The sequence below is a fragment of the Calothrix sp. PCC 6303 genome (assembly GCF_000317435.1).
Lineage (GTDB): Bacteria > Cyanobacteriota > Cyanobacteriia > Cyanobacteriales > Nostocaceae > PCC-6303.
Genome location: NC_019751.1, coordinates 2,185,229 through 2,197,534 on the forward strand (window position 1 = coordinate 2,185,229; position 12,306 = coordinate 2,197,534).

Below are 12,306 nucleotides of genomic sequence, written 5' to 3' on the forward strand. Positions count from 1 at the left end.
TCCAGTGGGGATAAGAGGCGGAGCCTCAAAGTAAGGGTTCCCAGGCGGAGCCTGCCTGATGAACGAGAGATACGATGACACAAAAATTGTATGAAAGAAAAGTGTCGAAATTACATCAAAGTCAGCAGCCTAGATTCGGATCCCAACTCAAGACTGGGAACGCATAAGCATCGGGGTATTAAACCCCCTACCCTTGATAAATGCCCTTGATAAATGCCCTTGATAAATGTTTTATAGTTATTCAGCAAGCCCTGTTTACCTTGAAAATAATACTCATTTCCTTCGGAGTTTCTAAAGTACTAATTTGATGAATTGTTAAACCCACTCAAAAGTATAAGTAAAAATTCCAAGTAAGTATTGAACTCTGAAATCCGAATCATGCTAATATTACTGTTATCAGATGTAATGCCTTTACACAAGCCTTTCCGGTTTCAAAAGAGTTCATCGGAACTTAACAATTCCCGAAAAAACAGCCTTAGTCTTTAAAGACTAAATAAAGAGTTCTACGAATAAATTACTATTATTCAATAGTAATATATCCTAAGAAATGAAGTCTATTTCAGAAAATTGAATATCCCGGTTAGATTTATTTAGAGTCGATAGAAGTTGCTTTTTTCTTCAATGTGTCTTGATAAATGCATCTAAGAGTAAGTGATTTCACACAGAACATAACGCTCGATAAATCTAATAGTTTAGATATCAGCAAATTTTAGAACAAAGAGATGAAAAATAGTAATCCAAAAGTTAATGGCTTTTGGTGCGTATTCTACTATCTCTAATCCTATAATTTTATATACATATGACAAGCTCAATAATTCCTGCTTTAGAAAACCACTACAGTGTCATACACTCAGAACCAATTGAACAGCTGCCATATTGCACACTGATATGGCGGCAGGGCAAGTTATTGGTAAAGTCTCAAGGACGGGAAAATCAGCCCTATCTACCTGCCTTGGACAAACCAGAGTTATTGGTGGAGTGCTTAAAAAAATCTTCAGTAAGTTTGGTTCTCATTGACTCAAAATTGGGTGAATCTAAGCTGAATTTTTGGGCAAATGCCTGTAAACAAGCTAATAAACCTATTTATATTAGTATACCTTCGGTTGATAAACGATCTCAAAAAAATGTCAATAGCTGGAAATGGTTGAAGTACGCTTTCGACTCAGTAATTGCTCTAATATTATTGGGATTGCTATCGCCAATAATGTTGGGGATCACTTTGTTGATGTATTTTTATCTCCCAGGTTCGCTTTTTAACTATGAGTGGCATGTCGGAGATAAAGGAAGATTATTCCGTTTAATCAAGTTTCGGACTATTCCAGAGGGACAAGATGAATGGAGTACATCTGTTTTAGGTAGTTTGATGCGTAAGTATAATTTGGATAGTTTGCCACAATTAGTTAATGTTATCCGTGGAGATATGAATCTAATTGGTAGAGGTTCTTGGACTCTCAAAGACGTTGTGCGACTGAGCTTGGAAGGGCAAAGACAGTTAAACAAGGTTCCTGGGATTGCTAGTTTTTGGCAAATTAAAGCTAGAGCAAAGCTACTACCCCATTTAGATAGTCAAGCACTATAGATTCATTTTCTAACCGTTCTCAGTGTATTAACTTAGCGCTATTTATGGTGACAGTTAGGAAACTTCCAAATAAAAAAATATCCCAAAATTTCTTGTAGGCAGCGTTCGACTGAGCGCGACTTTACCTCCGGTACACTTCGTTCCGACTAGGCTCAGTACAAGTCAGTCCTTACCTCCGGTACACTTCGTTCCGATAGGCTCAGGAACCATCGAACGCTGCCTATTCCACAATATTGGATGGATCATCTTTTTTTTGGAGTTCTTTAACTGAAATGAACGTCTTACTTTAACTTCTTGACTGCTGACAGTTAACTGTCAGCAGTTTTTACTAGGAAAATTAGTAATTTCCCTAGTGAATCTAGAGAAGTATGAAAATTACGTACTTAATTGTAATTTTCCTCTAAAGTAGGTTTCCACATCAAATACAAATGTTATGATTAATACTATCGAGATAATGCAAATACTTAAGCAAGAGATCGAATTTTGTAATTTGAAGAGAGTAATACTTATTATGTATGGCAAGATTGAAAATAATTAATCATGCTTGTGTGATCTTCAAATATCACGATTTAATCTTGCCTACCACATATCACAAAAAGTGGAGTTTTGTTATTGCCTAGACGTGGAGTAGCAAGCTAAAGATAGTCGTAATCTAGAATCTTGGCTCCAAACTACAGTTGTTGAAATAGGTAAAGTTGACTATTTTCTTGTTTGTACTTTTTAGCTGCTTAGTTTACACTCGTGGAAGATACATAAAATATTTTTTACGGATGGTTGATTGGCTAGGATTCACTAATTTGTAACCGAGTGCATAAAAAGCTTTTAAAACTTTTTATACTGCATAGATGCTTAGTTATATTGTTATATTTACCTAAATTTACCGATCTTGAGCCTACTAATGTGGGAACCCTGTTTGAGTTTTATGCTCGTAGCTTTTATGTAGTCTGAAGTTTTCCACATGAGGAATGACAAATATTTTTTCTCAGTATCAAGATTTGAGTAGGATTCCGATTGTAGTCCTGTATGCGAAATAAGTATTAACTAATTAATTCAATAGTATTTACACTATGTATCTAAAACTTCCTAAACCAATTCATAATCTCGTTAAAGCTTCCAAGTTCTGGGATGATAACCATTTAATATTGCAAGAATTTAAATATTTTCGCAAAATTACAGTTATCGCCATTACATTCACACTTTTATCGGCAATTATGGAGGGTGTGAGTATTGGCTTGCTACTTTCATTTTTGCAAAGTTTGACGCAGCCTGATTTACCAGTTAGTGAGTCGGGATTGATTGGGAAAATTGTGATGGTATTCCTGGGAGAAAATGCGTCCCCAAGTGGTAGGCTTTATTTTGTATCAGGTATGATTTTACTCTGTACGTGGATGCGTGCTGGGTTCAACTACTTGGCAGGTGTGAATACTGAGAAGTCACAGTTGGTTTTAGCTGATCGCTTACGGAAGCAAATTTTTGAGCAGTTACAAGCGCTACCACTGAGTTATTTCACTGATTCACGCTCTGGTGAAATTGTCAATACCATGACTACTGAAATCGAAAGATTGAAGCAGGTATTTAGTGGTGTTGCTTTCATCTTTACTAGAGCAATGGTGGTAGCTGTTCAGTTTGTGACGATGTTTTTGATTTCGTGGCAGCTTTCAGTTATTTCACTGTTCGTTTTTTCGCTTTTGGCAGCAGGTTTAACTACCTTGAACCGCCGGGTAAGGGAAGCTAGTTTTGGAATTTCGGAAGCTAATGGTCAGTTTAATGCCACAGCGCTGGAATTGATTTCGGGAATTAGGACAATTCAGGCATTTGGCACTCAGAACTTTGAGCGCGATCGCTTCCACAAAGTAAGCAACAATTTACTCAGCGCTTCGGTTAAGGTTGTCTACGCTTGGACGTTAGTAAAACCGATTGCTGAATGTATAGTCATGACTGTGTTGATTTGTCTGATTATTGTCTCCTACACCCAATTCACAATTGATCCCTCTTCGCTATTAACCTTCTTCTTTGTCTTGGTCAGAATTACACCAAGTATTCAAGATGCAAATGGTACATTAGCTTTCCTCAGTACTTTGAGTGGTTCATTAGAAAACGTCAAAGAGTTACTCAGACGTGATAATAAAAATTACTTTGAAAATGGTCAAGCTACTTTCTCTGGACTCAACCGAGCAATTGATATTGTTTCAGTAGACTTTGGTTATAACGATAAGAAATTAGTTTTACAAAATATCACCCTGACAATTGAGCGCGGCAAAATGACGGCTTTGGTGGGGAAATCGGGTTCAGGAAAAAGTACTTTAGCAGATTTAATTGCCCGTTTTTATGATCCCACTGAAGGTCAAATATTTGTGGATGGGATTGATTTGCGAATGTTAGATATTAACTCCCTGCGTAACCAAATGGCAGTTGTGAGTCAAGATACCTTTATTTTCAGCGCGTCAGTGCGAGAAAATATTGCCTACGGGATGATGGATGCAAGCGATGCAGAAATTAGGGAAGCAGCACGATTAGCAAACGCACTGGATTTTATCGAAAAAATGCCGGGAGGATTAGATGCAAAATTAGGTGAACGGGGTGTGAATCTATCGGGTGGGGAAAAACAACGGATTGCGATCGCACGAGCTTTGTTACGTAACCCAGAAATTTTGATTCTGGATGAAGCAACCGCAGCATTAGACACAGTTTCAGAGCGATTGATTCAAGAATCCATTGAAAAGCTAGCAGTGGGTAGAACCGTGATTGCGATCGCCCATCGTCTTTCTACTATTGTCAAAGCAGATAAAGTCGTGGTGATGGAAGGTGGTCAAATTATCGAACAAGGTAGCTACCAAGAACTTTTAGAACAACGTGGAGCGCTTTGGAAATATCACAAAATGCAACATGAATCAGGACATACTGCATAAAACTTCTATTTCTAGAGAACTCCACAAAAAAGATGATCCAATATTGTGGGATATGCAGCGTTCGATGGTTCCTGAGCCTGTAGAAGGACTGAGCGCTCACGCCGAAGTCTTGCCTGTTCCTCTATTAGTAGCAGGCAAGATGCCTACAAGAAATTTTGGGATATTTTTTTATTTGGAAATCTCCTAGAGTAAAACACCACTTTTTCTTCAACTATGTCATTCAATAAAATCAATATGTAAAACCTATACTATAGTTTTTTTAGGTTTGGTATATTTATTCTTAAATATACTTCTCTTTTCCCTGTCAATAATTACTTCGCAAGTCCAACTTTCGACTAACTAGACTTCAATTTTGTCACTTAGTTTTAGAGTTCAACTAACATGAATCAAATAATTTCCAACTACCAGATTGTATCACCTGTTTCTCCTGAAATTAAGCGCCCACTGTGGTCGGTGATGATTCCTACTTATAACTGTGCTGAATATTTGCGTGAAACCTTGACAAGTCTTTTAATGCAAGACCCTGGAAAAGATGTGATGCAAATTGTGGTAGTTGACAATTGCTCTACCAAAGATGATCCCGAAGCTGTAGTTAGAGAATTAGGATCAAACCGGGTCGAGTTTTACCGTCAATCGGAAAATGTAGGCAGTCTAAAAAATTTTGAAACTTGTTTAGATTTATCTACAGGTTACTTGGTACATATGTTGCACAGCGATGATTGTGTGCGTCCAGGTTTTTACGAAAAGATGACACAAGTATTTACAGAAAATCCCAATATTGGTGCTGCATTTTGTCGCAGTGTTCATATTGATGAAAATGGAAATGTTGAGGGATTTTCTGATTTAGAAATGTCGGAAAGTGGAATTCTTCCTATTGATTGGATTGAGAAAATAGTCGAAGTATGTCGGATTTCTGTCCCATCTTTAGCTGTAGTTCGTCGTGAAGTTTATGAGACTTTGGGAGGTTGGGATCAGCGCTGTGGTTTGAGTGGAGATTGGGAAATGTGGGTCAGAATTATGACAAACTATCCCATATGGTATGAAGCTGAACCATTAGCCATGTGGCGCAGACATTCTAACTCAACTAACGTCACCAATGCTAAAAGCTGGCAGTTTGTTCAAGATAACTTTAATACGGTAGAAGCTAATCTAGCTTATCTACATCAGCGAGGATTTAATTATAAACTTGCCAAATATGTTAGACAAAATAGTGCATTCCTAGCTTTGGAATCTGCTGAAGTATTAATGAAGAATGGAGAAGCACGCAAAGCTTTACTATTTTTGGTGTCTGGGATTAACTTTAGCAAGTCACCACGGGTGATTGCATCAGCTGGGAGAATTATGGCTAAAAATGGATTGTACTCATTTTTACGCTCTGTACGTAGTCAGGGCTAGTAGTGTGTAAAGATAAAAATCATGGTTGTAGAGACGTAGCAGTGCTACGTCTCTACAGAATTGTGGATTTATTGTGGATTTGCACACAACCACCAAAATATAATTGACAAGTAATTGAAATTTTCCCTGCCTTCTACATCTATTCCTCACACAAAATTCTTAAATGTAAAACTATTGTGTAAGTAGTTCTCTGTATATAATCATTTACCCCAAATCAGCATACACTTGACAGGAAGCAGTCAGCATATATGTTTTTTAGTTATGGTAAAGGCTACAGAACCCTTAGTCAGTATAATCACTCCTACGTATAATCGTCCCGATTATTTAAAACAAGCTTTAACTAGTGCAATCGCTCAAACCTACCGAAATATAGAAATAATTGTTAGTGATAATTGCAGTTTAGAGGATCCGCGATCGCTTGTTGAATCTTTCGGGGATTCACGCATTGTTTTTTCTCGCAATTCTCAAAACCTCGGTATGATTGCCAATACCCTTAAAGCCTTTAAAATGGCACGAGGTAAATATATTGCTTGTTTACTAGATGATGATATATGGGAAGCTGACTTTTTAGCCAAGTTAGTTCCCCACCTAGAAGCAAATGATAATTTAGCCTTGGCATTTTCCGATCATCATGTGATCACTGCTGATGGTACATTTGATGTTGCTGCTGCTGATGAATTTTCAAAATTGTACAAGCGCTCTGAATTAAAAGAGGGAGTTCATCAACCTTTTGACAAGTTGGGTTTGGTTGATAAAGCTATCCCCACAGCTATGTGCGCTGTCATCCGGCGTGATATCATTGATTGGGAAAATTTCCCAATAGAGGTGGAGGGTTCATGGGATATGTATATCACTTACTTGTGTTGTCGTTCTGGTTTAGGTGCTTACTATTGTCCTGAAAGATTAACACGCTACCGCGAACATGAAAATACCGAAACTATGCAAAGTGGCAGCCGCAATTATCAAACCAAAATTCGCAAAGCACAGGGTGATTTATTTTGCTATGAAAAATTTATAGCAGACCCAGCTTTAGAAGAACTTCACCCCTATTTTAAAGAGCGTTGGGCACATATTAATACAACCCTTGGTATTGGTTTAATTCGGGCACAAAAATTACCTGAAGCCCGTCCTTATTTGTGGCGTTCTCTACAGCAACACTTCAGCTTACGCAGCTTTGCTGGATTAATCTTAAGTTTTACAAGTCCATCACTCGCCAGTAAATTTTAACCTGGGATTTTTGCATATTCACTTATGCCCTTCCCTAGAGAATATTTAAAACTTGTTATGTTTAGTTAAGGATTTATCCAAAATAAAGAATATGCGTTTATCTGCCTGTATTACTACAAGAAATCGACCGGAAAGACTTGATGAATGTTTGAAAGCATTGTGGAATTCCACCTGCAAACCTCATTTGATAATTGTGTCTGATGATTCTGCATCTTCAGATATGAAGTTGCAAAACCAGCAAATTGTTGAAAAATACCCAGGAACAAATTATATCCTTGGTCCTCAAATTGGTGTATGCGCTAACAGAAATAACGCTCTGAACGCAATTCCATCAGGAGAAACTGATTTAGTCGCTTTCATTGATGATGACATTTGTGTTGAGCCAAATTTTATTGATTTGGCAATTGGACGCTACCAGAAAATGCCTGTGGAAGATGTTAATAAAACCATAATTTCTGGAATTAGTAAAGCTCCCAATGGAGATATTATGTCATCGGGTAAACTTAATTTCCGAGGATATTTTTCCGACTCTGATGTCCCCGAAACTGTAGCAATCCATGCTGCAATTTTTCCGATTGCTTTCTTAGAAGCAGAAAAATGGGACGAGAATATCTTTTTTGGTTACGAAGATGCAGAATTGTGTTTACGTGCTTTAAGAAGGGGATACAAGATTTTAGAATGTCCAGAATTAAATGTTTTACATCTAGCCTACGATAATCAGAGTAGTTTACATGTTCCCGATATGGGGAATATGAGTAACTATGAAATTTCTATTGAAGCGGCAAGATTATATGTAGGAATTAAACGCTATAAAGATTTATTCCCAAATTTTTTCAAACTTGTTGCTTTCTTGGTTTTGTATTTCGTACATATGACGGCATACTTGTTGAAGCGTGGTGCATTACCAGTGTTACCAGAAATTGTGCGTCGTTCTCACATTGAACGGTTGTGGCAACCTCTGGACATCGGTCAAAATTTAGCATGATTTTTACTCTCTTCAAGTATCTGATGTCAAACTAATTGTGCAAGAGACTTTCAGTATATTTAATTTATTTAGATCAAAGGTTAAATGATGAAAATTTGTATTGTTACACCCTATGTGATGAAAGGTGACGGGCAAGGAAGAGCAAACTATGAAGTTGTTTGGGAAGCGATTCGCCGTGGTTATGAACTAACATTAGTTGCAGTGAAAATTTCCCCAGAATTAGAAACACATCCACAAATTAAATGGATTAAGTTTCCTAACACAAATTTCCCCACTGCATTATTAAATGAGATGATTTTTTCTGGTCGTAGTGCTGGGTGGTTGCGGCAACATCGACATGAGTTTGATTTAGTCCAGGTTTATGGGGCTGTAACTTCGGCAGTTGGGGATATTAACACCTCACAATTTGTACATACAGCTTGGCGCAAATCTCCTGTACATACATCTCGAATTCACCGCAGTTTGTATGGGGTTTATCACTGGCTGTATAGCGCTTTAAATGCTGCTTGGGAAAAAACCGCCTTTAGAAAAGCCAAAATTTCCATCGCCGTTTCTGACAAAATTAAGCAAGAATTAATTCATGAATTGGGATTAGTAGGCGATCGCATTCATGTAATTCACAATGGAGTAGATGTAGAAGAGTTTGTTCCGGGGGTAGAATCGCGGGAACAATTTGGATTACCCACAGATGTGAGTTTAGGAATGTTTGCTGGTGATATCCGCACCAACCGCAAAAATTTAGATACAGTTCTACGTTCCTTGGTTCAAGTTCCCGATTTACACTTAGCTGTGGTGGGAACCACTGAAGGCAGTCCATATCCAGCAATGGCAGCCGAATTAGGAATTAGTGATAGGGTACATTTTCTCGGATTTCGCCGTGACATCGCTAAAATTATGCAAGCGGTGGACTTTTTCGTGTTTCCATCACGATATGAAGCCTGTACCCTAGTACTTTTAGAAGCAATGGCATCAGGACTACCCGTAATTACTGCCACCAGCGCCGGAGGTGCGGAACTAGTAACACCAGAAAGTGGTTTTGTGCTGCAAAATTCCGATGATGCTGATGCCTTAGCAAAAGCTATGGAAACGTTATCACGCGATCGCACTCTCGGACAAACTATGGGGCAAGCTGCGCGTCAAGTTGCCGAACAAAATACCTGGACTGCCAAAGCTAAAAATTATGTGGATTTGTTTGAGGAGTTAGTTAATAATGAAAATCTCCGTAATTATACCGACGTTTCGCCGTCCCAAAGATCTAGCGCGGTGCTTGGTAGCGCTAACTAAACAAACTAGACCAGTAAATGAAGTCATCGTCACGGTGCGAGATATTGATACCCAAACCTGGGACTTTTTCCAGCAGCTAGAAAACTCTAGCAGTACCGGGGAAAAGGATCTGGCAAAAACAGGTATTTCCCCTTGCTCCCTGCCCCCTGCCCCCTGCTTATCTGCCCTCAACCTCAAAACAGTCACTGTCACCGTCACAGGGGTGGTAGCCGCTATGAATGCAGGGATGGATGCCGCCACCGGGGACATTATCGCCTTTACCGATGATGATGCAGCCCCCCGTGCCGATTGGCTGGAGAAAATAGAAGCTTATTTCCAAGCTGATTCCCAGACTGCTGCTGTGGGTGGCAGAGATTGGCAATGGGTGGGGGAAGAACTTAAAGAAATCGGCGAAAGTGAGGATGTGGGGCGTTTGCAGTGGTTCGGTAGAGTCATTGGCAACCACCACTTTGCAGTGGGAGATGCCCGCGAAGTGGATGTTCTCAAAGGCGTGAATATGAGCTTTCGCCGTACAGCTATCCAAGGGTTGCTATTTGACGAAAGAATGCGGGGAACAGGTGCCCAGGTTCACTTTGAATTGGCATTTAATTTAGCCCTACGTCGTCGGGGTTGGAAAATCATCTTCGATCCCGCAGTAGCTGTAGATCATTATCCTGCACAGCGATTTGATGAAGATCAACGCGATCGCTTTAACGGAGAAGCCTGGTCAAATGCAGTACATAATGAAACCTTAGTTTTACTAGAGCATTTTTCCCCACTTCAGCGCTTAGTATTCATAATCTGGGCTTTTTTAATTGGTACCCGCGAAGCCCTTGGGATTGTACAATTGTTGCGATTACTACTTAGTGAAGGCGAAGTCGCCAAGCTTAAATGGGTTGCATCAGTACGTGGACGCTGGCAAGGATTGCAAACTTGGCGAGAAATGAGAAATATCGAACTCAGGATTTAAAGCAGTAAACAGTGAACTGATACCTGGTAACTGATAACTGATACCTAACCCCATCCCTATGACATACAGATTAACTTTTCCCCTTCAAAACCCCTCAGAAGTGGTTCAACCCCAAAATCAACCACTCTATGCTTGGTTAGCGATCGCATCGCTGATCTTATTCTCTACAGTATGTATTGCAGGGGGTATCGGTGGCATTTTTCGCCCCGGTTTTGTAGTCGTGTCCTTTGTGGTGGGTATTTTTCTCTATGCACGATACCCAATCATGTATTTGGGTTTTACTTGGTGGATGTGGTTTCTCACATCACTGCTTTCCCGTCTAATTGATGTGCGTACCAACTTTGATGAAAGTCGTTTTATCCTGGTTGCCCCCTATTTAGTTACATTAATTACTTTATATAGTGTCTTTAAACACTTACCCAGAGCATCTCGTGAGGGTGGTTTACCCTTCATTTTGGCACTATCTGGTGTATTTTATGCTTTTATGGTGGGTTTGATTAAAGCACCTACCTACGTTACCGCAGCGCGAGCGCTTCTTGAATGGATTACTCCACTTAGTCTCAGTTTTTACCTATTTATTAATTGGCGAAATTATCCCCTATACCGTAAAAATATCCTACGAGTTTTTCTTTGGGGAGTAATAGTTACAGGTGCTTATGGTATTTTTCAATATATTGTTGCCCCAGAATGGGATAAATTTTGGCTAATTAGCACCAAACTCACCAGTATGGGAGAACCCGCACCCCTACAAATTCGGGTTTGGAGTACCATGGCATCGCCAGGTCCCTTTGCTGTGATGATGATGTCAGGATTACTATTAATTTTCAATGGTGGTGGTGCCTTAGCAATGCCCGCAGCTGGGGTTGGATATCTAGCATTTCTCCTCACGATGGTACGGGTAATGTGGGGTTGTTGGGTTGTGGGTTTACTAGGGATGATTACCTCCATTAAACCTCGCTTACAGATGCGGCTAATGATCACAATTATCATCATGGCTTTGTGTGTTGTTCCCCTGAGTACGATGGAGCCATTTGCTACTGCCATCAACACTCGCTTACAAAGCTTCACTAACCTGGAAAATGATGATAGTGCCCAAATTCGCCAAAAAATCTATGAAGAAGGGTTAAACAATGCCATTACTAATGTGATGGGTAATGGTATTGGTAATACTTTCATTATCAATAAAGAGGGCGTATTAGAATCAATAGTGGTAGATAGCGGAATTCTGGAGACATTTTTTACACTCGGTTGGTTGGGGGCAATCCCCTATGTATCCGGTTTATTACTACTAATGGTAAAAGTATTACAAGCAACAGAATCCCGTTTCGACACCTTTATGGCAGCTTCGCGGGCTATTGGTATTGCTTGTGTGACTGGAATCCCTATCTTTAGTATCATGCTGGGTTTCTCAGGCATATTTTTGTGGGCTTTCCTAGCTCTGGCACTAGCTGGTCACAATTACTACCAACGACAAGCAAAGAATCACTATTAGCTTCAGTTGCAACTAAGGTAGAATATTGGGCGAAAACCTCTATTGATCCTTGTCAAATGGGTTCTATAAGATATAAGTATTGATTTTAGTCTCCGATGTAACAGAATTTGCACCCAGGTAGCAGTTATCCTAGATAGGAAAACTAAGTAAAATTTAATAATGTTGGGGTGTGAGTTGATTCAACCTTACCCCAGTTAACCCAACAAGCAAAACTGAGGTGCTAGGAATATGATTAACATCCAAGCTTCAAGCGATCGCTCTAGAGTTGCAGATACCGAAATCTGGCAAAGTTTGAAAAACGCGATCGCATCTAGTTCCGGTTTCCAACGCTGGTTATCAGAATCAACTGCTCAAATCCAATCATTTCGTCTGGATGAGCAAGTACAGCGTTATTTACGCGAAACGCTCGAAAATTTAGCCTATTAGTACAACTTTGTCAATCAACATTAGAGACGTAGCACTGCTACGTCTCTACAAATATATATC

General features: G+C 39.5%; 10 protein-coding genes. All 10 read left to right on the forward strand.

All coding sequences use genetic code 11. The features are described 5' to 3' along the window. Positions 1-799 precede the first annotated feature (799 nt). The 10 genes from hepC (at position 800) to CAL6303_RS08925 (ending at position 12,246) form a co-directional block, all read left to right on the forward strand. Positions 800-1,579: a heterocyst development glycosyltransferase HepC gene (hepC, locus tag CAL6303_RS08880; protein WP_015197509.1), complete on the forward strand. Its 780-nt coding sequence runs from the start codon at positions 800-802 to the stop codon at positions 1,577-1,579. Between the two features lie 1,067 nt (positions 1,580-2,646). Continuing rightward, positions 2,647-4,488, forward strand: coding sequence for a heterocyst formation ABC transporter subunit HepA (gene hepA / locus CAL6303_RS08885; protein ID WP_015197510.1), 1,842 nt, complete (start codon positions 2,647-2,649; stop codon positions 4,486-4,488). Further along, the gene (locus CAL6303_RS08890) at positions 4,466-4,675 is read left to right on the forward strand and encodes a hypothetical protein (protein ID WP_015197511.1); all 210 of its coding nucleotides are present in this window, start codon (positions 4,466-4,468) and stop codon (positions 4,673-4,675) included. Before hepA ends, CAL6303_RS08890 begins: the two co-directional genes overlap by 23 nt. 194 nt (positions 4,676-4,869) lie before the next feature. Further along, on the forward strand, positions 4,870-5,883 hold the full coding sequence (locus tag CAL6303_RS08895; protein WP_015197512.1) for a glycosyltransferase family 2 protein: 1,014 nt from the start codon (positions 4,870-4,872) through the stop codon (positions 5,881-5,883). 261 nt (positions 5,884-6,144) lie between these two features. Next, positions 6,145-7,110, forward strand: coding sequence for a glycosyltransferase family 2 protein (locus CAL6303_RS08900; RefSeq protein ID WP_015197513.1), 966 nt, complete (start codon positions 6,145-6,147; stop codon positions 7,108-7,110). Between the two features lie 91 nt (positions 7,111-7,201). Then, a complete protein-coding gene (locus CAL6303_RS08905; RefSeq protein WP_015197514.1) occupies positions 7,202-8,095 on the forward strand; it encodes a glycosyltransferase family 2 protein in 894 nt (297 codons plus the stop codon). A gap of 87 nt (positions 8,096-8,182) precedes the next feature. Then, the gene (locus CAL6303_RS08910) at positions 8,183-9,379 is read left to right on the forward strand and encodes a glycosyltransferase family 4 protein (protein WP_015197515.1); all 1,197 of its coding nucleotides are present in this window, start codon (positions 8,183-8,185) and stop codon (positions 9,377-9,379) included. Next, a complete protein-coding gene (locus CAL6303_RS08915; RefSeq protein ID WP_203225945.1) occupies positions 9,306-10,328 on the forward strand; it encodes a glycosyltransferase family 2 protein in 1,023 nt (340 codons plus the stop codon). The genes CAL6303_RS08910 and CAL6303_RS08915 overlap by 74 nt, the downstream gene beginning before the upstream one ends. 58 nt (positions 10,329-10,386) lie before the next feature. Then, on the forward strand, positions 10,387-11,820 hold the full coding sequence (locus CAL6303_RS08920; RefSeq protein WP_015197517.1) for a hypothetical protein: 1,434 nt from the start codon (positions 10,387-10,389) through the stop codon (positions 11,818-11,820). Positions 11,821-12,048: 228 nt separating this feature from the next. Then, positions 12,049-12,246, forward strand: a complete 198-nt coding sequence (locus CAL6303_RS08925; protein ID WP_015197518.1) for a hypothetical protein — start codon at positions 12,049-12,051, stop codon at positions 12,244-12,246. The last annotated feature ends 60 nt before the right edge of the window (positions 12,247-12,306 follow it).

Bases quoted from the DNA above. Each gene is read 5' to 3' on its own strand.
- CAL6303_RS08925 (WP_015197518.1), top strand. From the start codon at position 12,049: ATGATTAACATCCAAGCTTCAAGCGATCGCTCTAGAGTTGCAGATACC.
- hepC (WP_015197509.1), top strand. From the start codon at position 800: ATGACAAGCTCAATAATTCCTGCTTTAGAAAACCACTACAGTGTCATA.
- hepA (WP_015197510.1), top strand. From the start codon at position 2,647: ATGTATCTAAAACTTCCTAAACCAATTCATAATCTCGTTAAAGCTTCC.
- CAL6303_RS08905 (WP_015197514.1), top strand. From the start codon at position 7,202: ATGCGTTTATCTGCCTGTATTACTACAAGAAATCGACCGGAAAGACTT.
- CAL6303_RS08920 (WP_015197517.1), top strand. From the start codon at position 10,387: ATGACATACAGATTAACTTTTCCCCTTCAAAACCCCTCAGAAGTGGTT.
- CAL6303_RS08895 (WP_015197512.1), top strand. From the start codon at position 4,870: ATGAATCAAATAATTTCCAACTACCAGATTGTATCACCTGTTTCTCCT.
- CAL6303_RS08900 (WP_015197513.1), top strand. From the start codon at position 6,145: ATGGTAAAGGCTACAGAACCCTTAGTCAGTATAATCACTCCTACGTAT.
- CAL6303_RS08890 (WP_015197511.1), top strand. From the start codon at position 4,466: ATGAATCAGGACATACTGCATAAAACTTCTATTTCTAGAGAACTCCAC.
- CAL6303_RS08915 (WP_203225945.1), top strand. From the start codon at position 9,306: ATGAAAATCTCCGTAATTATACCGACGTTTCGCCGTCCCAAAGATCTA.
- CAL6303_RS08910 (WP_015197515.1), top strand. From the start codon at position 8,183: ATGAAAATTTGTATTGTTACACCCTATGTGATGAAAGGTGACGGGCAA.